Genomic DNA, 22,527 nt, shown 5'->3' on the forward strand with positions numbered 1-22,527 from the left:
GTGTCAGCCCAGGTACTGGTGCACCAGCACTGCGATCGCGTAGAGCACGGTCACGCCCAGGTTGATGAAACCGCACTGCTTGAGCACGGGGATCAGCTCGCGCCGGTCGGTGGTCCTGAGCACGGTCACGGCCGCGCCGATGGCCAGTGGCGTCACGGCATAAATCAGGAGCACCCACGGGTTGTGGGGCACGAGCAGCAACGGCAGGACCATCCCCACGAACAGCTCCGTGGTGAACGTGAGCCGGGCCTTCGGATCGCCCAGACGCACGGCCAGGGTCTTCTTGCCCACGGCGCGGTCCCCGGGGATGTCCCGGACATTGTTGGCCATGAGCAGCGCGCACGCGAACAGCCCGGTGGAGATCGCCAGGACCCACGACTCCAGGTTGAGCCGCCCGGCCTGGGTGATCGTGGTACCCAGGGTGGCCACGAGACCGAAGAAGATGAACACGAAGAGATCGCCGAGTCCCATGTACCCGTAGGGCTTCTTGCCACCCGTGTAGCCCCATGCCGCGAGGATCGCCAGGACACCCACCGCGGCGAGCCACCACTGCTGGGAGACCACCACGAGCGCGATGCCTGCGAGCGCCGCCAGCCCGAAGCACACGAACGCCGCGGTCTTGACCTCGCGGGGGGATGCCGCACCGGAGCCGGTCAGACGCAACGGGCCCACACGATCGTCGTCCGTCCCGCGCACGCCGTCAGAGTAGTCGTTGGCGTAGTTCACCCCGATCTGCAGGAACAGCGCGACCAGCAGCGCGAGGACCGCGGGGCCCAACCGTGCGGCAGCCATCCACTGGGCGGCGGCGGTGCCGGCGATCACGGGGGCCGCGGCCATGGGAAGCGTACGCAGACGTGCTCCCTCGACCCACTGAGCTGGTGTGGCCACGGTGCAACCTTTCGAGAACGGGGACGGGTTCGTGTCATTGTTTCACGCGCTGTGCATGTGCACACGTTCCGGGGACACGATGAGCCCAGGCGGTCCCAGCGGCCCGGCCGTGGAGGCGGTCGCGGATTCCGGTCGGGCGCTGGGGCGCCTGAGTGCGTCAGGCATGCGCGGTCTCGCCGAGCCCAAGGGATGACGACGGCGCGAGCGCGGTAAGCCGCCCGGTCCGGTTCAGCCCACCACCATGGCGGTGACGCGCTGGTCGGGATCCCACCGTCGCAGGCCCGCGATCTCGACCGCGCGCGGTGCGGGCACGTCTGCGAGTACTTCCAAGGCCCTACCCACCTGAGACGCGGTGAGTCGCTTACCCAGGGTCAGGTGCGGAACCCACGGGCGCGCCGGGGGTCGGGACTCCGCCGCGATCCGTTCCAGCTCGCGGACGGCCTCCGTGACCCCGGGTGGCACAATCACCGACTCCGCGAGCACGAACGGCCCGTGCCCCACAACGAGCAACCCAGGGATGTCCACGGAACACGGCAACAATGCGGAGAACATCTCCCGTGCTCGGGCCAGGACGTGTTCGGGCATCCAGGGCGCGGACAGCGCGGTGATGTGCGGGGCGTTGGACGCACCGCGATGCGTGGCGAGGCTCGGTAGACCGGCCCCGTGCAGTGCCGCCCACCGCGAGCGGATCAGATCATCTGAGGCGGGGGAGAGCACCAGGTCGAGGGAGTGCGCGGGCATGATGTCACCTCGTCCCGTCCGTGGGGTCGTCGCGCAGGACCGCCCGGCCTGTCGCGGTCGGCAGCCACACCCCGGCCCCGTGGAACGCCGGCGCGCTATACATCGGGGCTCGCGAACAACGCTTCGGCGGAACGGCGGTCGGGTTTCCCCGTGGCCAGCATGGGCAGTTGCGCCACGTGACGCCACAGCTTGGGCACCGCGGGGGCTCCGAGCCCGTCCCGGATCGCCGAGGACAGTTCACGCTCCACGGCATTGAGGTCCGAGCCCTCCCGCAGCGCGATCAACGCCGCGACCGCCTGCCCCCACTCCGGGTGCGGCACCGCGAGCACGAGTGCCTGGCGGACCCGCTCATCACGCTGCAGTTCGGCCGCGACCAGTCCCGCGGAGACCTTCACACCGCCGGTGTTGATGACGTCGTCCGTGCGGCCCAGCACCCTGAGCGTCCCGTCCTCCCGCAGCACACCGAGGTCGTCCGTGCGGTACCAGCGCACGCCGCCGATCACACGGAAGTGGTCCGCGGTCTGGGCGGGATCGTCCAGGTAGCCGTCGGCCACGGCCGTCCCGCCCAGCCAGATCCGGCCCTCCCGGCGCTCGTTCGGGTCGGGTACGGCGCTGGATGGTGCACCGTCGGGGACGATCCCGGCGGTGACGGCGTCGAGCGCGGCGTCGTCGTACACGCAGCCCCCGCACGTCTCCGACATCCCGTACGTGCGCACCACGTGCACGCCCTCGTCCGCGGCGCGCGCGGCGAGGTCGGGGTACAGCGCGGAGCCGCCCACGAGGACGGCATCGAAGCGGGCGAGGGCGGCGACGGCGCGCGGGTCGGGTGCGCCGTCGCGCGGGTCCAGAATGCGCTGCAGCTGCGTAGGCACTACCGAGACGTAGCGCACCGGATGGGTGAGCCGCTGCGCGGCGTCCGCGAACGCGGCGGGGGTGAAATGCTCGGTGGGCATCGCGACCGGGCGCGTGCCCGCAAGCACCGAGCGCGCCAGCACCTGGATGCCCGCAACGTAGTGCGCCGGTAGGCACAGCAACCATTGACCGGGGCCTGCCGTGGCACGCTCGGTGGCGCGACCGGAGGCCGTGAGAGCTTGCGTGCTCAGCACGGTCTTCTTGGGGCGCCCGGTGGAGCCGGACGTCGCCACGACCACCGCAGGGCCCGGTCGGGACAGGGCTGCGGTCAGGCGCGGTACGAGCTCGAGTGGGTCCTCGGGGACGGGCCCGTCCAGGGTGACGACGTCGCTCGGCAGCGCCCGCGCCTCGGGTGCCGGCACGGGCTCACCCGGCAACGCGGGATCATTCGGATAATCCGACATGCCGTGATGCTCAGAAGTAGTAGGGGAACGCGGACCAGTCGGGGTCGCGCTTTTGGAGGAAGGCGTCCCGGCCCTCGACGGCCTCGTCGGTCATGTAGCCCATGCGGGTGGCCTCGCCCGCGAAGACCTGCTGGCCCACCATGCCGTCGTCCGGGAGATTGAACGCGTACTTGAGCATCCGCACGGCCTGCGGGGACTGAGCGGTGATCTTGCGAGCCCACTCGACGCTCGTCGTCTCGAGGTCCGCGTGCGGGACCACCCGGTTGACCGCGCCCATCCGGTGCATGTCCTCGGCGGAATATTCATCTGCGAGGAAGAAGATCTCTCGTGCGAACTTCTGGCCCACCTGGCGAGCCAGCAAGGCGGAACCGTAGCCGGCGTCGAACGAACCCACGGTCGCGTCCGTCTGCTTGAACTTGCCGTGCTCGCTCGACGCGATAGTGAGGTCGCACACCACGTGCAGCGAGTGGCCGCCGCCAGCGGCCCAACCGGAGACCGCGGCGATCACGACTTTGGGCATCGTGCGGATCAGGCGCTGGACCTCCAGGATATGCAGGCGTCCGGCGCGGGCCGGGTCGATGGAGTCCGCGGTCTCACCCTCGGCGTAGTGGTAGCCGTCCCGGCCGCGGATGCGCTGATCGCCGCCCGAGCAGAACGCCCACCCGCCGTCCTTGGCGGAGGGGCCGTTGCCCGTGAGGATCACGGCGCCAACGTCCGAGGACATCCGGGCGTGATCCAGGCTGCGGTACAGCTCGTCCACGGTCCCGGGACGGAATGCGTTGCGCACCTCGGGCCGGTCGAACGCGATCCGCACCCACGGCAGATCCCTGACCACGTCCCCGTCCCGTTCCACCCCGCGGTGGTAGGTGATGTCCTGCAGGTCCTCGAAGCCCTGCACCGGACGCCACTGCTGCGGGTCGAAGATCTCGGATACCTGCTCGGGAAGCTGCGCGTTGGTCATGGGTACCACTCTAGGCAGGTGGCCGGGGCGCCGTCCCGCTCGGCGTCGGGCCCGTTGACGTCGCTGTGCCCGCCGACGCTGCTCGGTCGTGGCCGTTCGAGCGGCCCGCCATCGCGACCGCGCACGCGCCGACGACCACGGCCACGAACGTCAAGGTGAGGAACGTGAAGGTGAGCATTCCCGTCACCGCTGTCACCACCAACAGGATGACACCGGCGACGATCGCGCCGATGCCCAGTGCGCGGCCACGTTTCGCGGTCGAGTCCATGCCCACCTCTCCGTCGGGGGCTGCCCACCCTAACAACCGCGTCCGAGGGCTCGGCCATACTGGAACCCATGAGTGCCGCCCCGTTCGACGTCCGCCGGATCGGCCGGGGCCTGCCGTTCGCGGAGTCCGTGCCGGCTCTGCAGGAGGCGCTGCGCGGGGGCGCGGCCGTGGTGCAGGCCCCGCCCGGGACGGGCAAAACCACTCTCGTGCCGCCGATGGTGTCCAACGCGGTCCGGGAAAACCTCGTAGGGGCGTCCGGTGCGGATGCTGATCCCGTCACCGGCCGCGTCGTCGTCGTCCAGCCCCGCCGGGTGGCCGCTCGTGCCGCCGCGCGCCGGCTGGCCGCGCTCACGGTGACGGAGCCGGGCGGCGTCATCGGCTGGAGCGTGCGGGGCGAGCGCAGGACGTCGAAGGCCACTCGGGTGGAGTTCGTGACCCCCGGCATCCTGCTGCGCCGACTGCTGCAGAACCCGGAACTGGCCGGGACCGCGGCCGTGGTGCTGGACGAGGTGCACGAGCGGGGCGTGGAGTCGGACCTGCTCGTGGGGATGCTCGCGGAGCTGCGGCAGCTGCGGGAGGACCTCGTGCTCGTGGCCATGTCCGCCACGGTGGAGGCGAAACGGTTTGCGGCCCTGCTGGGAGGGGACGCGCCCGCTCCGGTGGTGGACTGCCCGTCCGCGCTGCATCCGCTCACAGTGGAGTGGGCGCCGGGCCCGCAGCGCCTCGACGAACGGGGTGTCACCCCCGCGTTCCTGGCTCATGTGGCCCGCACCGCCGCGGCGGCTCATGCCCGCGCCGTGGCCACCGACCCGACCGTGGACGCCCTCGTGTTTCTCCCCGGCGCCCGGGAGGTCTCCCGTGCGGCGGCCGAGCTGCGCAGCCTCACCGACGCCGAGGTCCTGGAACTGCACGGTCAGCTCAGCCCGCGCGAGCAGGACCGCGCCGTCGCGGGCCGCGCGCCGGGGGAGCGCCCGCGCATCGTGGTCACCACGTCCCTCGCAGAGTCTTCGCTCACCGTCAACGGCGTGCGCCTCGTGATGGACTCTGGTCTGGCCCGCCAGCCCCGCCGGGACGCCGGGCGCGGGATCTCCGGGCTCGTCACGGTCTCGGCGTCCAAGGCGTCGGCCGAGCAGCGCGCCGGCCGCGCCGCTCGCCAGGGCCCGGGCACGGTGGTGCGCTGCTACGACGACGCCGCCTGGGGCGCCATGCCCGCCCACTCCGTTCCCGAGGTGCGCACGGCGGACCTCACCGCCGCGTGCCTCGCGCTCGCCGTGTGGGGCTCACCGGGAGGTGAGGGGATGGCCCTGCCGGACCCGCTGCCGCCCCGTGCCCGCGCGGACGCCGAAGCCGAGCTGACGCGCCTCGGCGCGGTAGCCGAGGACGGCCGCGCCACCGGCCTCGGACGCCTGCTGGTCTCCCTGCCGGTGGAACCCCGCTGGGGTCGCGCCCTGTTGGACGGAGCGGACCTCGTGGGTGCTAGAACGGCGGCGGAGGTCGTCGCCGCCGTCTCCGACGGCGTCCGCGTGCCCGCCGCGGACGTCCCCGCGCTGGTGCGCGGGCTGCGCTCCTCCCGCGGTGGCGAGTCCGCTCGGTGGCGCCGCGAGGCGCAGCGGTTGGAGCGGATGGCGGCGCACCCCGCGCTGGCGGGCGACGGTGCGGCGGAGGGAGCCGAGGAGAACACGGACGCGCCGCCCCGCGGGCCGGAATCGGACGTGCCCGCCGACGTCCGGGAGGGTGTCGTCGTGGCCTTGGCGCGGCCCGAGTGGATTGCCCGGCGGATGGACGCCCACGGGGACCAGTGGCTGCTCGCCTCCGGAACACGCGCGGGGCTGGAGACCGGGAGCCCGCTGCGTCACCACGAGTGGCTGGCCGTCGCCGAACTGACGCGCGCCGCGGGCAGGGTTGCCGCGGGCACCGGCGCGGTGATCCGTGCGGCGGCACCCCTGGACCTGGCGCACGCGCAGCTCGCCGCCGGTCCGCTTGCCCGCACCGAGACCCGCGCGAGCTTCTCGAACGGTCGCGTGAGCACCCGCGAGGTGCGTGCGGTGGGCGCGATCGAGCTCTCCGCCACGCCCGTCCGCGCGGATCCGGACACCGCCGTGCCCGCCATCCGCGCCGCGCTCGCCGCCGAGGGCCTGGACCTGCTGCCGTGGGACGACGCCGCCCGCGGCCTGCGCGCCCGGCTCGCGCTGGTGCGTCGTCACCTGGGGGAGCCGTGGCCTGCCATGGACGACGCCGCCCTGGTCGAGCGCGTGACCGAATGGCTCGCCCCCGAACTGCGGGACGTGGCGCGTGGCGGGTCGCTGCGGTCGATCTGCGTGGTCGATGCGCTGCGCAGGCTGCTGCCCTGGCCGGAGGCGGCGCGCTTGGACGAGCTGGTCCCCCAGCGGCTCACGGTTCCCAGCGGGAACACCGCCCGGATCGACTACCCGGCGGTCTTCTCGGAGGACGAACCCGCCCGTCCGGCGGTGGTCGCGGTGAAACTGCAGGAGTGCTTCGGGTGGGCGCAGACGCCGTGCGTCGTGGCCGGGCGTGTGCCCGTGCAGTTCCACCTGCTCTCCCCGGGGCGGAGCACGCTCGCGATCACCGATGACCTCGCGTCCTTCTGGTCGGGGCCCTACGCCCAGGTCCGGGCCGAGATGCGTGGCCGCTACCCCAAACACCCCTGGCCCGAGGACCCATGGAACGCGGTGGCCACCGCGAAGACCTCCAGGGCGCTGCGCAGGGACGGGTGAACCCACCCCCGGTTGAGATCGGGTGTGAGCTGGGTTACGGTGGGGTCACCGATTACGCCCGAGCGCATCACCGTGCGCCGCGGCCCGCGCATTCGAGGGATGTCGAGGCCGCCGGGCACCACGACTGGCGGACAACCTGCACCAACCGCCCCATCGTTCAGGTTGGTCCGTGCGTTCGGCTGACCTGCGCCACCCCGATTTCCCGCTCACCCGGATCGGTACACCTGCCCGACGCCCACGCGTTGGGGCAGTCGTGATACGTCGGGCCCCGGGCGGCACCCGGGACTCGCGGGGGCGCGTCCGTTCACAGACACAGATCGCGAAGTGACATCATGACCACCACCATTCCGGACACCACCACCATGACCATCGACCCCACCGAGACCCCCGCCGTGGGGCCGGAGCTGGCCCGTTCGTGGCTGCTTGTCAACGGCTCCCACAGGTCCCGTTTCGACCAGGCCGCGCAGAGTGCCGCGGACGCCGTCGTCCTGGACGTGGAGGACTCCGTGGCCCCGGCGGACAAGGCCCAGGCTCGCGAGAACGTCCTGGAATGGCTCGGTGCGCGCACCGAGGACGGCGAACAGAACCGTGCGTGGGTGCGCATCAACGGCTTCGGCACCGCGTGGTGGGAGGAGGATCTCCGCGCCCTGCGGGACGTCCCCGGGCTGGACGGCGTGATGCTGGCCATGACCGAGTCCCCGGAGCACGTGACCCGCACCGCGGAGCTGTTGCGCGGGACCCGAATCGTGGCGCTCGTGGAGACCGCGCGCGGCGTGCAGAACCTCCAGGCCATCGCCACGGCCCGGTCCACGTATCGCTTGGCGTTCGGGATCGGCGATTACCGCCGTGACACGGGCTTCGGCGAGAACCCCATGGCGCTGGCGTACACGCGCTCGCAGTTCACCATTGCCTCGCGTGCCGCCAACCTGCCCGGGCCCATCGACGGACCGGCCGTGGGAGCTCTCGGCGCCAAGCTCGCGGAGGCCACCGGTGTGACCACGGAGTTCGGGATGACCGGCAAGCTGTGTCTCATGCCGGAACAGACCGCCACCGTCAACGAGGGGCTGTCCCCGTCCCTGAGCGAGCTGTCCTGGGCCACCGAGTTCCTGGGGGAGTTCGAGGCCGAGGGCGGTCAGATCCGCAACGGTTCCGACCTGCCCCGACTGGCCCGGGCCCGCAAGGTGTTGGGGCTGGCGTCGGCATTCGGGATGCGCTTGCCGGAGGGCTACGACATGCACTTCGAGGCCCCCACCGACACCTACCACTGCTGACCTGGGCAGGGCGTGTGGCCCGGACCCGGGAGCGCCTTCAAACGTGGCCGTGGCTTGGGAGTATCTGGAAAGTCGGCCGTGGCCTCCGCGTTGAAGCACACTCGAAGAGCGCAGCCCACGACGGCGCGGGACATCACCGCCCCGACGTGGGCTGCTCATTGCCAGGCATCGCCGTCGCGGCCGAAAATGGGGTGGGGACCGCGCGGTGCCCACCGCGCGGGACGCCACCGAACGGCGTCGCCGTCCCCGTCAGCTGATCCGGGTTCGCGGGTCCCCCGCGGGCGCGGTCGGACCGAGTGCGTCGAATGGAGAATGAGCCGTGAGCCCGTCAAACGAAACTACCGTGCGCCGAACCAAGATCGGGATCGTGGGGGCGGGATCCGTGGGGACATCCCTGGCCTACGCCGCGATGATCCGGGGCACGTCCACGGACATCGCCCTCTACGACCTGCAGACCGCCAAGGTGGAGGCCGAGGCACTGGACCTCTCCCACGGCCAGATGTTCGCCCCGGGCGTCCGGGTGGAGGGCTCGGACGACGTCGCCGTGCTCAAGGACGCGGACATCGTCTTCGTGACCGCCGGCGCCAAGCAGCGCCCCGGGCAGACCCGCCTGGATTTGGCCGGTGCGAACACCGCGATCCTCAAGTCGCTCATGCCGCAACTGGTGGAGCAAGCGCCGCAGGCGGTCTTCGTGCTGGTGACCAACCCGTGCGACGTGCTCACCGTGGTGGCCCAGCAGATCACCGGGCTTCCCCACCAGCGGATCATGAGCTCCGGAACCGTGCTGGACACCTCCCGGCTGCGCTGGTTGATCGGCAGCGAGGCGCAGGTGAACACCAGCAGCGTGCACGCCTACATCATCGGTGAGCACGGGGACAGCGAGTTCCCCGTGTGGTCCTCCGCGAGCATCGGTCAGGTACCGCTCAGCGAGTGGGAGGTGGACGGGCGCCGGCCCTTCACCACCGAGCGCCTGGACGAGCTCAAGGACCAGGTGGTCAACGCCGCCTACCGTGTGATCGAGGGCAAGGGCGCCACCAACTACGCGATCGGCCTGGCCGGGGTGCGTATCGCGGAGGCCGTGCTCAAGGACCAGCAGTCGGTGCTGTCCGTGTCCACCGTGCTGGAGGACTACTACGGCGTGAGCGGCGTGGCCCTGTCCGTGCCGTCCGTGGTGGGGGGCGCCGGTGTGGGCCAGCAGCTGCGCATTCCCATGGGCGAGCCGGAGAAGCAGCAGCTGCGCGCGTCAGCGGGGACCATGCGGTCCTCGCTGCACGACCTCGGCTTCTGAGCCCGCGCGCCCCGGCGGAACGGGTTTCGCAGGAATGAACGACGCCCTCGCACCGTGCGGTGCGAGGGCGTCGTCCGTCTGCGCCGCGGCGCAGGCCGTGGAACTCAGACGGTCCCTGGGGTGGTGCCACCGGCGGCCGCCTTGGCCGCGGCGGCGGGATCGGCTTGCTCGGGGTGGTGGACCAGGCGGAGGGTCTCGTCGAACTCGCGCTGGATCTCGGGGTTCTCCCGGTGGGTGGCTAGCGAGACGATGATGCCCACCAGACCACCCAGGATGAAGCCCGGGATGATCTCGTAGAGGTCACTCCACGGGGTGTACTGCCACAGGAACACGGTCGCGGCACCCACGACCATGGCGCTGATGGCGCCCGCGTTGGTGAGCTTGCGCCAGAACAGGCACATGAGCACCACGGGGCCGAAGGCGGCACCGAAGCCGGCCCACGCGAAGCCCACGAGGTCCAGGATGGTGGAGTTCTGTTCCCACGCGAGAGCGGCCGCCACGAGGGCCACGAGCAGCACGCCACCGCGGCCCAGCCACACCTGCGCACTGGGGGACGGGGTGCGCTTGACGGCCAGGTTGTAGAGGTCCTCCACCAGCGCGGAGGAGGAGACGATCAGCTGCGAGGAGATCGTGGACATCACGGCCGCCAGGACGGCGGCGAGCACGAGGCCCGCGATCAGCGGGTGGAAGAGCACCTGGGACATGTCCAGGAAGATGGCCTCCGGGTCCGTGGGCTCCTGGCCCGGGCGGTTGCCGTAGTAGGCCATGCCCACCAGGGCGGTGCCGATAGCACCCAGCACCGTGAGGATCATCCAGCCGATGCCGATCCGGCGCCCGGACTTGGCGTCCGCGGGGGTGCGCAGCGCCATGAAGCGCACGATGATGTGGGGCTGGCCGAAGTAGCCCAGGCCCCACGCGAGCGAGGAAATGATGCCCACCGCAGTGCCGCCCGCGAACAGGGACAGCGCGTCGGGGTTCACGTTCTCGATCCGGGTGGCCATCTCACCGGGCCCGCCCACCAGGAAGATGCCCACGATCGGCACGAGCAGCAGCGCGCCCAGCATCAGCAGACCCTGGAACAGGTCCGTGTAGGACGCCCCCAGGAAGCCTCCGAAGAATGTGTAGAGCACGGTCACCCCGGCCACCAGGAGCATGCCCGTGAGGTAGCTGGTGCCGAACGAGGACTGGAAGAACACACCGCCGGCCACCATGCCGGAGGAGACATAGAACGTGAAGAACACCAGGATGATCACACCGGAGATCACGCGCAGCACGCGGGTGTTGCCCTTGAGGCGGTTGTCCAGGAAGGACGGGATGGTGATGGAGTTGTGGGAGACCTCGGTGTACGCGCGCAGCCGCGGTGCCACGATCTTCCAGTTCACCCACGCACCGATGGTCAGCCCGATCGCGAGCCACGCCTCCACGAGACCCGAGAGGTACACGGCACCGGGCAGACCCATCAGCAGCCATCCGGACATGTCCGACGCGCCGGCCGACAGTGCAGCCACGCCGGGCTTGAGGTTGCGCCCGCCCAGCATGTAGTCGTCGAGGTTCTTGGTCTTGCTGTTGGCCCACAGGCCAATGCAGATCATGGCGATGAAATACGCCAGGATCGCCAGGAGTTGGTACGCCTGATCGGACATACTCGTGCCTTCCGGTACGGGGTCGTTGGACTGCGTCCACTGTATAGGGGAGGTGACGCAGATCCCATGTGAGCCGTGTGAGACAGTTCACAACTCTACCGCTCCGGAGGCCCTACGGACGCGTCACCGGCCACGGTGTGAAGGTCGCGGGTTCGCGCCGCCACGAGCTCGGGTCCCAGCGGTCCAGCACGTCCGCGGCGGTGCGCACGGGGTGGACGATCCCCAGAGAGCCGGCGAGCCACGCGAGCACGTCCTGCGCCGTGTACCCGATGTCCTCGAGCTCCCCGAGCGTGACGGCGCCGTCCCGCTTGGCGAGCCGCGCCCCGGCGGGACCGAGCACCAGCGGCACGTGGGCGTACTCGGGAACCCGGTGCCCCAGCAGCCCCGCGAGATACGCCTGTCGCGGAGCGGACGGCAACAGGTCGTCCCCGCGCACCACCTGGTCCACACCCTGTTCGGCGTCGTCCACGACCACGGCCAGGTTGTACGCCGGCGTCCCGTCGTTGCGCACGAGCACCATGTCGTCCACGGCTCCCGTGTACTCGCCCACGAAGTGGTCGTGCACCGTGAACTCCCGCGTCTGCGCCCTCAGCCGGATGGCGGGGGGTCGCTGGGTACGACGTCGCGCGCGCTCGGCCGCACTCAGGTTCCGGCACGTGCCGGGGTACGCGCCCGGGATGCCGTGGGGAGCGGAGGCCGCCGCGTGGATCTCCTTGCGCGTGCAGAAGCACTCGTACGTGAGGCCCGCCTCGGTGAGGTCCTGTACGGGGTCCAGGAATCGGGGAATGTGTTCGGACTGGTGGTCCACGGGGCCGTCCCAGTCGAGGCCGATCGCCCGCAGATCCGCCACGTTGCGCTGTGCGGCCCCCTTCTTGACCCGGTCCAGGTCCTCCACGCGCAACAGGAAGCGGCGCCCCGTGGCCCGCGCGAATCCCCACGCGGCCAGGGCCGTGCGCAGGTTTCCCAGGTGCAGGTCCCCCGACGGCGACGGCGCGAAGCGGCCCGCCGGGGTCACGGGGGTGTCGGGGTTGGTCGAAAACACGCGGCACACAGTAGCACCGCCCCGCCGCGGGTTCCCGTCGCGCGGGGCGGCCGGAGCGGCGTCGTGCCCCATGCCCGGTGGCTTGCGGCGATACGTAGAGGGTGCGGGGTTGCCGATAGAGTGAGCCCCATGGCACGCACCCAGGAGTTGCGCCCCGGCGTCTATGTGATCGGCACCGAGAACTGGAGGTTGAACTCCGGTCTGGTGCTGGGCACTCAGCGCGCCCTGGTGATCGACACGGGTGCGGGGCCTCGCCAGGGCCGGGAGATCCTGACCGCGGTGCGTGAGCTCACGGAGCTACCGCTCACCGTGGTGAACACGCACGCGCACTACGACCACTACATGGGTAACGCGGTGTTCACGCGCGCCGGGGCCACCGAGTTCTGGGCGCACAAGGCGTGCGCGGCCGCGATGGCGGAGGTCGGCGAGTACCAGCGCAGTTTCGTGAGCACGCAGGAACCCGAGATGGGTGAGGGCCAGGGCATGGACACCCAGCTCGTTATGCCCACCAACACTCTTCCGGGGGACGGTCGCAGGCCTTCCCTGACCCGGATCGACCTGGGGGAACGCCCCGTCACCCTGTTCTTCCTGGGCCCCGGTCATACGGACAACGACGTGTGCGTGGGCGTGGACGACGTCGTCTTCTGCGGTGATCTCGTGGAGGAGGGGGCGGACCCCAACTTCGAGGACGCCTACCCCCAGCGCTGGGTGGAGTCCTTGCGCGCGCTCGCGACTCTGGAACGCTACCGGGTGTTCGTGCCGGGCCACGGCTCGCCCGTGACCGGCAACTTCGTGTCCCAGCAGGCGGACACCATGGAGCTGGCCATCCGGCGCGCTCGGGACGTGGGCCTCTCCGGTGAGGGCCCGTCCACCGCCTCGATGTACCGCTTGCCGTACCAGGCCGGCGTGGCCCGGGTTTTCCTGGACCGATTGGCGGCGATCTAGCCGGTCGTCACTCCCGGACGTCCGATAGCAGTTGCGTTCGTTGTCACCGGGTCGCCGTCACCGGGTCGTGTCGCGCAGTCGCCGCGCCACGAGCGACCACCCCAGGGCCGCGGCCGCCGCGATGCCCACGTACCCCGCCGTGAGCGTGACCCGCCCGGCGAGCGTGCCCGCCACGGTCGGGGAGGGCCACCAGATTGCTGCCGCGAGCAATGCCGCGGCCACCACGGTCAGGGTGATCGCGGTGCCCAACCGGGGTCGCGCGGGGAATCGCGGGCGGTACACGGGCGCTCCGTAGGGGGCGGGCTGCGACCACGTCGGCTGGGGCTGCTGGTGCCCGTACTGCGCGTGCGGGTACCCCTGCTGAGCCTGCGGGTACGATGCCGCCCGCTCCTGCTCACCACGCTGCTGTTCTGCGAACTGCCGCTCGGCGCGCTCGTGGGCCGGCGGAAGATAGGCACTCTCGCCCCGGTCCTCGCTCCATTCGATGTCCTGGCGTCTATGCGAACGGTTCTTCCGGAACTGCCGGTAGAACTGGAGCGAGGCCGCTCCGGGGCGGGCGTCGGTACGGGAGAGAGCGGCGTCGACGGCGCGTGCCACGAGGGTTGCCACGACGCCCCACCCGCCCACGATGAGCAGCGCGGCCGCGGCGTCCGTGGGACGGTGCCAACCGTTGAGGATGGTGAGCATGCCAGTGACCGCCGCTATCAGGGCTCCCCAGCGCCCCGCCCTGGCCCGCAGGTGGGGAGGCGCCACGAGCAGCACGGCCATGAGCGCGGAGGCCGCCGCGGTCGTGTGACCGGACGGGAATGAGTTGGACGCGATCTGCTGGATCCCCCAATCGGGTTTGTCGAGCACCCCGTGCTTGAGGAACTGGGTGGTCACGTTCGCAGCGAACGCCGCCCCCGCGGCACATACGGCGGCCGTCCAACGGCGGTAGCGCACGGCCCACACGAGCGCGAGGACACCGGCGGCCACCGCCCCGAGCTCCGGGACGTACTGCGCGAGGACGAGGGCCGCGCCGGGGAAGTAGACATTGCGGTCGGCCTTGGCCTGGGCCAGGGCGACCTCGTCGAGTGCCTGACCCGTGACCGTGTGCAGACTGCCGTACGCGATGAGCATGACCAGACCCCACAGCACCGCGAGCGCCAGGAAGGCACCGACCACGGTCCGGGTGGTCACCGAGCGGGCGGAGGTCCCGGCCGGTGGGCCGGCGAACTGCGGATAGGAGGCCTCGGGGCCGCGGGGGGAGGGGGCGTGGGACACGGAAGACTTACCTCACCGATAGAAGGACAGGCGGGCCCACCCGGGTGTGGCGGGCCCGTCCCCATGGTGACACGTTCCGCCCGGACGGTGCTGTGAGTTCCGGGGTGGGCCGCCCGGGCCGAGAGCGCCACCAGGGTGGTCCTCAGTGAGCGAACGAGTTCTGGGGCGACATCCGGACCTAGCGTGCTCATTGGGGCGAGTTCCGACGGCGAGATCTGCCAGATATCAAAAGCGTTCGGTAACTAATCAATATGGATTTCGTCCGAATGGTCGAATTGCGTAGTCCTACCCTTACGACAACGCCAATTTCATGCTAACCGATCCAGTTTTTGAGGCGGATGTTGTCTGTAGCGACTGAACTGCTTGTGAGTTACCGAGTGAGATCCATATCGTGTGAGACAAAACACAGAATATCATTCCATTCCTCCAAGGAGATATCATGCAGTTTCATGTAGATGGCTATCAAACCGGTGATCCCATGACTATGCCCGCTCAGGGCTCGGGGGTGGATCGTCCCGCCGAGTTGCCCGACACCATGGACGTGCTGATCCTGGGGTGCGGTCCCGCCGGGTCGATCACCGCAGCACAGCTGTCCCGGTTCCCAGAGGTCAACACCAGGTTGATCGAACGCCGGGAACACCGATTGCCGTTGGCCAATGCGGATGGCGTGCACTCCCGGACCATGGAGACGTTCCAGGCGTTCGGCTTCGCCCACGAGATCTACGAGGAAGCGCACACCATCACGGACATGGCGTTCTGGAAGCCTGATCCCCAGAATCCGGAACGTATCATCCGCGAGATGAGCACCCGCGAATTGCCGGAAGAATTCAGCGAATGGCCCATGATGCTGATCACCCAGGTGCGCATCATCGATCATTTCAATCGGTTCATGAAGAACGCGCCCACTCGGATGGAACCGGATTACGGCTACGAATTCGTGGACATGGAAGTCGCCCCCGAGGAAGAGAACCGCGAATACCCGATCACGGTGACCCTGCGCCGCACGGCCGGACCCGACGAGGGCCAAGAGCTTCAGGTGCGTACCAAGTATGTGGTGGGGGCGGACGGCGCTCGGAGCAATGTGCGCAAGTCCCTGGGGTATCGACTGCATGGCAAGCAGGCCAACCATGCGTGGGGCGTGATGGACATCTACGCGGACACCAACTTCCCGGACGTTCGCAAGAAGTGCACCATCAAGTCCTCGACCGGTCGCACCATCCTGCTCATCCCGCGCGAGGGCGGGTTCCTCTTCCGGCTCTACGTGGATCTGGGTGAAGTGGCGGAGGGTGATCGCTCCGTGCGTGAGACTCCACTCGAGGACGTGATCGCCACTGCGCAGCAGATCATGAGCCCGTACAAGCTGGATGTGAAGAACGTGGTGTGGCACTCGATCTACGAGGTGGGTCACCGCGTTTCCGACCATTTCGATGACCGCGCCTCGGAGAAGACCTCCAGCCAGGACCCCCGCGTGTTCATCACCGGGGATGCGTGCCACACGCACTCGGCCAAGGCGGGGCAGGGTATGAACGTGTCCATGCAGGACGGGTTCAACCTGGGGTGGAAACTGGGCCACGTGCTCTCCGGAAACAGCCCCGTGGAACTGCTGCGCACCTACGTGGAGGAGCGCAAGGACATCGCCCATCGTCTGATCGAGTTCGACAAGGCATGGTCCACCCTCATGGCGCAGCCGAGTGACCAGTTCGAGAACCCCAACGAACTGGAGGATTTCTACACGAAGAACGCCGAGTTCAACGCGGGCTACCTCACCGAGTACGAGCCATCGATGATCACGGCGGACACCAAGCACCAGGAACTCGCTGAGGGATACCCGCTCGGTAGGCGTTTCAAGTCCGCCATGGCGGGCCGTGTGTGCGATCTGGTGCCCATGCACATCGGGCACGATCACTTCGCGGACGGTCGGTGGCGTGTCTACTTTTTCGCTGACGACGCAGCTCCGGGAGTTTCCCAGACCCTCCAGGACTGGGCCCACTGGGCTGAAGGATCGCTGTCTCCCGATCTGTTCGACACCAAGTTGATCCACCGCCAGCGGCACACCGAATTCGATGTCTCGGACGTGCCGGAGGCGTTCAAGCCCAAAACCGGCACGTTCCGACTGACGGACATGGAGAAGGTGTTTGGCACGTTGGAGGGACACGACATCTTCGAGGAGCGCGGTATCAGCGCGGACGGTGCGGTGGTAGTGGTTCGCCCCGACCAGTACGTGGCCGGCATCTTCCCGCTGGGGGACACGGCGGAGATCGAGGAGTTCCTCTCAGGCGTATTTCCTTCGGTGCGCTCCGCGGCAATGATCACCGTCTGAGTCCCAGCCGCACCAGCGTTTCTTCACGCCCTGACCGGCTGACACTGGCGCCTCGGACCTCTCGATCCGGGGCGCCAGTGCATGTCGTGCTTCGCGCCTTACATTCCTCGTCTGCCGTCGACCCACGATGCGATGTGCATGCGGGTCGTGACGTCCAACTTGGTGAGGATGCGACCCACGTGGCCGTCCACGGTGCGCGGCGAGACCACCAGTTCTTCGGCCACCTGTCTGTTGGTCAGCCCCCGGGCCACCAGTTGAGCGACCTGCCATTCCTTGCGGGTCAGCGGTTGGATGTCCGTCTCCTGATCGGCATCCTGCGGTTCGGCGAGTGCCACCGCGATCGCTTCCTCCTTGGTCAAGCGCTTGTGCTCGAAGGGTGAGGAATCCGACGTTCCCGGTTCCAGTCCTTGTCGGACACGCTTGGCGGAGGCCCGGGAAATCTCGTCGATGTGGGGCCCGAACGCCCGGATCGTGGTTCCCAGACTGCGCCACACGGAGGCCGCGGCGCCAGAGAGTTCCACGGCGCGCGGGAAATCACGGGTGGAAGCGGCAACCCACGAGAGCAGTTCGGTCGTCAGGGCTGTGCAGATCGCCCACGCGGTCGTGGGCGGCTACTGCGCGTTCATAGTGAACTATCGCGGAGGAGAGGTCCCCTGTGAAGATGCCGTACAAACCGCTCCAGTGCTCCGTGTGAGCAAGCAGGCCGTCGTCCCCGAGGGCCGTGGCTACCCGTCGGCATTCGGCGAGGTATTCCGCGCCAGCTTCGTGATCGCCTTGCAACAGGCTGACCCAGGCGACTACCCACAACGCGGATCCTCGTTCGCGTCGTTCCGGGGCGTCGTCGTACTCGCCCAGCACACGGTCGAGCCAGAAACGTCCTTCGCTGAGGTAACCGTCCGACACCCAGTGGTGACGCAACGCCACCGCCAGGCGTGCAGCAGCGTTGATCTCACCGGGGGTGGCTACGGACCACTGCAATGCCGCCATGGAATTGGGGCGTTCCGTGCGAGCGCGCAGGATGAACTCACCCTGGCGCGGAGTAGACCACTGTTCGACCATGGTTTCCGCCCGGCGAAGAAAGCAATCCCGGTGACGACGGCGCAGCTCAGTGGCCGCGCCGTCGTTCAGCCGGTCGGCGCCGTATTCACGCACGGTCATGAGCTGGCGGTAGCGCACTGCCTCCCCGTTGCGTTCGGTGAGCAGGATGGACTTGGCCACGAGGCGATCCAACAAGTCCAGAACGAGATCGGGGACGAGACCATCGAAACTGCAGATCTCCTCGGCGGCTTCCAGATCGAAACTGCTGGGAAAGACTGACAGCCGTTGCCACAGCACCTGCTCCTCGGGGGTGCAGAGCTCGTAACTCCAGTCGATCAACGCTTGGAGTGTCCGGTGCCGGGGTTGAGCAGTGCGAGACCCGCGGCTCAACAATCGGAAGCGCTGGTCCAGGCGATCGAGCAACTGGGTCACGGACATGCTCTGCAACCGCGCAACGGCGAATTCGATGGCCAGTGGCATGCCGTCGAGGCGCGTGCACAACTCGATCACGGCCTTCTGGTTCTCGGGAGTGACCGCGAAGTCACCCACCACGTTCCGTGCACGGTCCACGAACAAGGCAATCGATTCGAAGCGTTCAAGGTCCTGAACCGCATGGTCGTCCTCCACGGAGGGTGTCGCCAAGGGAGGCACGGGATAGATCGCCTCGCCGGCCAGGCTCAGGGGCTCACGGCTGGTGGTGAGGATCCTCACCCCCGGGGCCGTGGCCAGGACACGGTCCACCAACTCCCCGGCCCCGGACAGCACGTGTTCACAGTTGTCGAGGAACAGCAACAACTCCTTGTCCTGCAGGTAGTCCGTCACTCCTTCCAGCGCCCCGCGATTCGACTGGTCTTGAATGGCCAGGGCGGAGGCGACTATCGGGCTGATGGGGGCACCGGGGTTGAGGGATCCCAGATCCACCATCCACGCACCGTCGCGAAAATGGGTCTGCAAGCGCTGACCGACTTCCATCCCCAGGCGGGTTTTGCCCACGCCTCCGGGACCCGTGAGGGTCGTCAACCGCGAGCGGGACACCGTGGCCCGCGCTTCCTTCAGTTCCCTGCGACGTCCCACGAATGAGGTCGAAGCGGTACTGCTCGTCGCAAAGGACTGACTACCTACGCGGTTAACCATGCCCATCATCTTCTCGCGGCGAGACCCGGAACAGAACTCACGAACCCTTACGGCGTACCCACCAGCCCGGACCCGTCAGCTGCGCGTGCGCGTGAAGGACGAGATCCGGGTGATCTCCCGGCCCACGATGAGCGCCTGCATCGAGTCGGTGCCCTCGTACGTGGAGACCACTTCCATGTCGGTGAGGTGACGGCCGATGTGGTACTCCAGCAACAGCCCGTTGCCGCCCAGCATGTCCCGGGCGGTGCGGCACATGGCCAGGGCTTTGCGGGAAGTGGTCATCTTGACCATGGAGGCCATGGCGTCCGTGAGTTGGCCGCGCTCCTGCAACTGCGCCATGCGGGTGCACAGCAGCTGCATGGAGGTCAGGTCCGAGAGCATGGTGGCCAGCCGCTCCTGCACCAGCTGGTAGCTGGCGATCGGCATCCCGAACTGTTCACGCTCCAGGGCGTAGTTCGCGGCGATCTCGAACGCCGCCATGCCGTGCCCCACGGCCTCCCACGAGGCACCGCCGCGGGTGGCCTTGAGCACCTTGTTGACGTCCTTGAAGCTGTGGCAGTTCTCCAGCCGGTTCTCCTCGGGGATCCGCAGGTTCTCGATCACGATGTCCGCCTGGTTGATGGCGCGCTTGCCGATCTTGCCGTCGATCACGGTGGGGAGGTAGCCCTGCGGGTACTCGCCGTCCTCCTGTTTTTCCACCACGAAGCATTTGACCTGTCCGTCCGCCTCGTCCCGGGCATAGAGCACGATCACGTCCGCGGCGTGGCCGTTGCCGATCCACCGCTTGTGCCCGTTGAGCACCCAGTGGTCCCCGTCCCGGCGCGCGGAGGTCTCCAGGGACACCGAGTCCGAGCCGTGGGTGGGCTCGGTGAGCGCGAACGCACCGGTCGTCTCGATCTTCGCCATGGTGGGCAGCCACCGCTGGCGCTGCTCCTCATTGCCCAGCATGTAGATGCTGCCCATGCACAGGTTGGAGTGCACGCCGAAGAACGTGTTCACGGAGCCGTCGATCCGGCCCATCTCACGGGCTACCAGCCCGGCGGCCTGGCGGGAGAGTCCGGGGCAGCCGTAGCCCTCGATGAACGTTCCCACGACCCCCAGGTCGGCGAGGCCCTTGAACGCGGGGAGGGGGTGCTCGCCGCGCTCCCAGAACGCGTTGATCGCGGGCAGCACGTGCTCCTGGCCGTAGGCGCGCACGCGGTCGCGCAGGGCGATCTCCTCGGCGGAGAGTTCCTGGTCCAGCAGGAAGAAGTCGGGGTTCTCGAGCAGTTCGCTCATCACGGGTCCTTTCGGTGGCCGGGAGGCGGGGCTCCGCCTCGCTGCGGCGCGAGATTCTGGTGTGGGGAGGGGCTACGCGCGGTTCGGGGCCGCGCCCGGGGAACCGGCGGCGCCGTCGTGCGCGGCGGTGGGCACTGCACCGACGGCCGTGCGGTCCGGTGCGGGGGCGTCGTCGTGGGCGGCGCGACGGGAACGCAGCCAGGCCATGACATCGGTGCCGTCCGCACCGAGGGCGGGCGGGGCCTTGTCGTAGCGCACCGGGGTGCGACTGAAGGTCACGGGGTTCTTGATCAGGGGCACGGCCTCATCGCCCTCGCCCACCTGCACCACGGGGTCCAGGCCCAGGGAGGTCGCGTACTCCACGCCCTCGGGGATGGTGAGGATGGGGGCGCACGGCAGGCCCTCCGCCTGCAACCGGGACGCCCACACCTCGGCGGTGTCCGAGGACAGCGCCTTGTTGAGCAGCGGGCGCAGCTCCTCACGGTGTTGGTTGCGGTTCTCCACGGTGTCGAAGCGCGGGTCCTCCGCGAGCTCGGGCAGGCCCAGCACCGTGACGAAACGCCGGAACTGGGGGTTGTTGCCCACCGTGATGATGAGGTCCTTGTCCGCGGTGGGGAACGGTCCGTACGGGAACAGACTGGGGTGGTCGTTGCCCATGCGCTGGGGGTCGTTGCCGCACGCCGCGTAGCCCGTGGTCTGGTTGACCAGGGAGGACAGCGCGCAGGAGAGCAGATCCAGATGGATGTGCTGGCCCCTGCCGGAGACGTCCCGCTCGTGCAGGGCGCCCAGGATGGCCACTGCGGCGTGCAGCCCGGTGAGGACGTCGAACATCGCCACGCCCGCCCGCTGGGGTGGGCCGTCCGCGGAGCCGGTCACGGACATGAAGCCCGAGACGCCCTGGACCAGCAGGTCGTAGCCCGGCAGGTGTGCGCCGCGGTCCGTGCCGAATCCGGTGATGCTCGTGTGGATGAGCCCGGGCCACCGCTCGGCCACGGCCTCGGGATCCAACCCGTAGCGGGCCAGCCCGCCGGGCTTGAAGTTCTCTATGAACACGTCCGCGGCGTCGATGATCTCGTAGGCGGTCTCCAGGTCTGCCGGATCGCGCAGGTCCAGCACGATGGAGTGCTTGTTGCGGTTCACGGAGAGGTAGTAGGTGCCCACCCCGTCCCGGCTAGGCGGCTTGTACCCGCGGGTGTCGTCCCCGGTGGGGCTCTCCACCTTGACCACGGTGGCGCCCATGTCCGCGAGCAGCATGGTGCAGTAAGGCCCCGCGAGCACGCGGGAGAAGTCCGCGACGACCACTCCGCTGAGCGGCCCGGAGGTCGCAGGATCCTGGGTGAGGGACATGAACGCTCCACTGGGACGGGGAATGTGTTTCACCCCACACAATCACCGTCATTAGGTTCTGTCCAATACAAGAAGAGCGGTGGACTGATGCGCGTGTGGCAACAATCACGTAGGCTCCGCCCATGGAAGTCCACGAAGCCAAGGCGTTCCTGGCGGTTGCCGAGGAACTGCACTTCGGACGCGCCGCCGCCAACCTGCGGATCGCGCAGCCACCCCTGAGCCGGCTCATCAAGAGCATCGAGAAGTCCCTGGGCGCTCAGCTGTTCGAGCGCAGCACTCGGCAGGTCTCGCTCACCCCGGCCGGGGCGGCCCTCCTGGAGCCCGCGCGCGAGCTGGTGGCGGCCTCGGAACAGGCCCGCACCGCGGTGGCCAAGTCCATGACCGGAGAGACCGGGCGCGTGCGCCTCGGGTTCGCGGGAGCGTCCATCAACCGGCAGGTGGGGGAGCTGGCCCGCCACGTGCGCACCCACCGCCCCGGGGTACACCTGGAGCTGCACGGCTCGCAGTTCTCCCACACCGCCATGCAGAAGGTGCTGGGCGGCTCCCTGGACGTGGCCATGGGGCGGTGGGATTTCATCCCCTCGGAGCTGCGCTCGTCCGTGCTGGGCCACGAGGAGGTCATGGTGGTGCTGCCCAGCAACCACCCGCTGGCAGACGCGCCCCGGGTGGAGATGTCACAGCTGGCCGAGGAGTCCTGGGTGATCCTGCCCTCGGGTCCGGGGGCCGCACTGCAGAACCGGCTGACCTCCCTCGCCACAGCGGCGGGCTTCGTGCCACGCGTGGCCCAGGTGGCGCCGGACTCGTGGACCCTGGTGGTGCTCGTGGCCGCCCAGATCGGCTGCGCCCTGAGCCTCGACACCGTGCGGGACAACGTCGCCTCGGACGGCGTGGTGTTCCGGCCCCTCGCCCAGCCGCAGCGCCCCCTGGACGTGCAGCTCATGTGGCGCGCGGCGGACCCCAACCCCGCGCTGTGTGCCGTGGTGCGCCTGGCCCAGAACCTCTACGGGGACCCCCGCGGCCAGGCCGCAGAGGTCCCCGGAACCTAGCGG

General features: G+C 69.2%; 18 protein-coding genes. 6 read left to right on the top strand and 12 right to left on the bottom strand.

The window, feature by feature from the left end; all coding sequences use genetic code 11:
* Positions 1-3: 3 nt before the first annotated feature.
* The 5 genes from Q9R22_RS03315 to Q9R22_RS03335 all read right to left on the bottom strand — a co-directional run bounded on the left by Q9R22_RS03315 (position 4) and on the right by Q9R22_RS03335 (position 4,174).
* Positions 4-888 (bottom strand): 1,4-dihydroxy-2-naphthoate polyprenyltransferase, encoded by an 885-nt coding sequence (locus Q9R22_RS03315; protein WP_035965116.1) that lies wholly within the window; start codon positions 886-888, stop codon positions 4-6.
* A 228-nt stretch (positions 889-1,116) separates the two neighbouring features.
* Positions 1,117-1,629, bottom strand: a complete 513-nt coding sequence (locus Q9R22_RS03320) for a 2'-5' RNA ligase family protein (protein WP_131332388.1) — start codon at positions 1,627-1,629, stop codon at positions 1,117-1,119.
* A gap of 95 nt (positions 1,630-1,724) precedes the next feature.
* Entirely contained in the window at positions 1,725-2,945 is a 1,221-nt protein-coding gene (locus Q9R22_RS03325; protein WP_131332389.1) for an AMP-binding protein, read from the bottom strand.
* Between the two features lie 10 nt (positions 2,946-2,955).
* The gene (locus Q9R22_RS03330; RefSeq protein WP_064846661.1) at positions 2,956-3,906 is read right to left on the bottom strand and encodes a 1,4-dihydroxy-2-naphthoyl-CoA synthase; all 951 of its coding nucleotides are present in this window, start codon (positions 3,904-3,906) and stop codon (positions 2,956-2,958) included.
* Between the two features lie 10 nt (positions 3,907-3,916).
* Positions 3,917-4,174, bottom strand: a complete 258-nt coding sequence (locus Q9R22_RS03335) for a hypothetical protein (RefSeq protein WP_131332390.1) — start codon at positions 4,172-4,174, stop codon at positions 3,917-3,919.
* Positions 4,175-4,242: 68 nt separating this feature from the next.
* Between Q9R22_RS03335 and hrpB the strand changes: the two genes are divergently transcribed.
* The 3 genes from hrpB (at position 4,243) to Q9R22_RS03350 (ending at position 9,468) form a co-directional block, all read left to right on the top strand.
* Positions 4,243-6,909 (top strand): ATP-dependent helicase HrpB, encoded by a 2,667-nt coding sequence (gene hrpB, locus Q9R22_RS03340; protein WP_131332391.1) that lies wholly within the window; start codon positions 4,243-4,245, stop codon positions 6,907-6,909.
* A 332-nt stretch (positions 6,910-7,241) separates the two neighbouring features.
* Entirely contained in the window at positions 7,242-8,180 is a 939-nt protein-coding gene (locus Q9R22_RS03345) for a CoA ester lyase (protein WP_131332392.1), read from the top strand.
* Between the two features lie 319 nt (positions 8,181-8,499).
* Positions 8,500-9,468, top strand: a complete 969-nt coding sequence (locus Q9R22_RS03350) for an L-lactate dehydrogenase (protein WP_064846665.1) — start codon at positions 8,500-8,502, stop codon at positions 9,466-9,468.
* Positions 9,469-9,572: 104 nt separating this feature from the next.
* On the opposite strand, the gene putP is transcribed toward Q9R22_RS03350, so the two are convergent.
* Together putP and gluQRS are read right to left on the bottom strand one after the other, a co-directional pair.
* Positions 9,573-11,111 carry a sodium/proline symporter PutP gene (gene putP / locus Q9R22_RS03355; protein ID WP_131332393.1) on the bottom strand — a complete coding sequence of 513 codons (1,539 nt, stop codon included), beginning with the start codon at positions 11,109-11,111 and terminating at the stop codon, positions 9,573-9,575.
* Positions 11,112-11,223: 112 nt separating this feature from the next.
* Positions 11,224-12,153, bottom strand: a complete 930-nt coding sequence (gene gluQRS / locus Q9R22_RS03360) for a tRNA glutamyl-Q(34) synthetase GluQRS (protein WP_242670591.1) — start codon at positions 12,151-12,153, stop codon at positions 11,224-11,226.
* Between the two features lie 129 nt (positions 12,154-12,282).
* On the opposite strand from gluQRS, the gene Q9R22_RS03365 reads away from it, so the two are divergent.
* Positions 12,283-13,098 (top strand): MBL fold metallo-hydrolase, encoded by an 816-nt coding sequence (locus Q9R22_RS03365; RefSeq protein WP_035965106.1) that lies wholly within the window; start codon positions 12,283-12,285, stop codon positions 13,096-13,098.
* A gap of 57 nt (positions 13,099-13,155) precedes the next feature.
* Here the strand turns inward: Q9R22_RS03365 and Q9R22_RS03370 are convergent, their stop codons facing one another.
* Positions 13,156-14,361 carry a phosphatase PAP2 family protein gene (locus Q9R22_RS03370; RefSeq protein ID WP_242670592.1) on the bottom strand — a complete coding sequence of 402 codons (1,206 nt, stop codon included), beginning with the start codon at positions 14,359-14,361 and terminating at the stop codon, positions 13,156-13,158.
* A 439-nt stretch (positions 14,362-14,800) separates the two neighbouring features.
* Here Q9R22_RS03370 and Q9R22_RS03375 point away from each other — a divergent pair, with 439 nt between their 5' ends.
* Positions 14,801-16,681, top strand: a complete 1,881-nt coding sequence (locus tag Q9R22_RS03375) for an FAD-dependent monooxygenase (RefSeq protein WP_131332395.1) — start codon at positions 14,801-14,803, stop codon at positions 16,679-16,681.
* Positions 16,682-16,779: 98 nt separating this feature from the next.
* On the opposite strand, the gene Q9R22_RS03380 is transcribed toward Q9R22_RS03375, so the two are convergent.
* The 4 genes from Q9R22_RS03380 to Q9R22_RS03395 all read right to left on the bottom strand — a co-directional run bounded on the left by Q9R22_RS03380 (position 16,780) and on the right by Q9R22_RS03395 (position 21,478).
* Positions 16,780-17,202, bottom strand: coding sequence for a LuxR C-terminal-related transcriptional regulator (locus Q9R22_RS03380; RefSeq protein WP_197493135.1), 423 nt, complete (start codon positions 17,200-17,202; stop codon positions 16,780-16,782).
* Between the two features lie 13 nt (positions 17,203-17,215).
* Positions 17,216-18,793, bottom strand: a complete 1,578-nt coding sequence (locus Q9R22_RS03385) for a hypothetical protein (protein WP_131332396.1) — start codon at positions 18,791-18,793, stop codon at positions 17,216-17,218.
* Between the two features lie 135 nt (positions 18,794-18,928).
* Entirely contained in the window at positions 18,929-20,131 is a 1,203-nt protein-coding gene (locus Q9R22_RS03390; protein ID WP_311254050.1) for an acyl-CoA dehydrogenase family protein, read from the bottom strand.
* A gap of 72 nt (positions 20,132-20,203) precedes the next feature.
* Complete coding sequence (locus Q9R22_RS03395; protein ID WP_131332398.1) at positions 20,204-21,478, bottom strand: CaiB/BaiF CoA-transferase family protein; 1,275 nt, start codon at positions 21,476-21,478, stop codon at positions 20,204-20,206.
* A gap of 122 nt (positions 21,479-21,600) precedes the next feature.
* Between Q9R22_RS03395 and Q9R22_RS03400 the strand changes: the two genes are divergently transcribed.
* A complete protein-coding gene (locus tag Q9R22_RS03400; protein WP_131332399.1) occupies positions 21,601-22,524 on the top strand; it encodes a LysR family transcriptional regulator in 924 nt (307 codons plus the stop codon).
* The last annotated feature ends 3 nt before the right edge of the window (positions 22,525-22,527 follow it).

Origin of the sequence: Kocuria sp. PD6 (assembly GCF_031844145.1) — a bacterium.
GTDB lineage: Bacteria > Actinomycetota > Actinomycetes > Actinomycetales > Micrococcaceae > Kocuria > Kocuria marina.

Excerpts from the sequence above, each read along its gene's own strand:
- putP (WP_131332393.1), bottom strand. The coding sequence starts at position 11,111 with ATGTCCGATCAGGCGTACCAACTCCTGGCGATCCTGGCGTATTTCATC.
- Q9R22_RS03390 (WP_311254050.1), bottom strand. The coding sequence starts at position 20,131 with ATGAGCGAACTGCTCGAGAACCCCGACTTCTTCCTGCTGGACCAGGAA.
- Q9R22_RS03375 (WP_131332395.1), top strand. The coding sequence starts at position 14,801 with ATGCAGTTTCATGTAGATGGCTATCAAACCGGTGATCCCATGACTATG.
- hrpB (WP_131332391.1), top strand. The coding sequence starts at position 4,243 with ATGAGTGCCGCCCCGTTCGACGTCCGCCGGATCGGCCGGGGCCTGCCG.
- Q9R22_RS03400 (WP_131332399.1), top strand. The coding sequence starts at position 21,601 with ATGGAAGTCCACGAAGCCAAGGCGTTCCTGGCGGTTGCCGAGGAACTG.
- Q9R22_RS03320 (WP_131332388.1), bottom strand. The coding sequence starts at position 1,629 with ATGCCCGCGCACTCCCTCGACCTGGTGCTCTCCCCCGCCTCAGATGAT.
- Q9R22_RS03365 (WP_035965106.1), top strand. The coding sequence starts at position 12,283 with ATGGCACGCACCCAGGAGTTGCGCCCCGGCGTCTATGTGATCGGCACC.
- Q9R22_RS03325 (WP_131332389.1), bottom strand. The coding sequence starts at position 2,945 with ATGTCGGATTATCCGAATGATCCCGCGTTGCCGGGTGAGCCCGTGCCG.
- Q9R22_RS03395 (WP_131332398.1), bottom strand. The coding sequence starts at position 21,478 with ATGTCCCTCACCCAGGATCCTGCGACCTCCGGGCCGCTCAGCGGAGTG.
- Q9R22_RS03345 (WP_131332392.1), top strand. The coding sequence starts at position 7,242 with ATGACCACCACCATTCCGGACACCACCACCATGACCATCGACCCCACC.
- Q9R22_RS03335 (WP_131332390.1), bottom strand. The coding sequence starts at position 4,174 with ATGGACTCGACCGCGAAACGTGGCCGCGCACTGGGCATCGGCGCGATC.
- Q9R22_RS03330 (WP_064846661.1), bottom strand. The coding sequence starts at position 3,906 with ATGACCAACGCGCAGCTTCCCGAGCAGGTATCCGAGATCTTCGACCCG.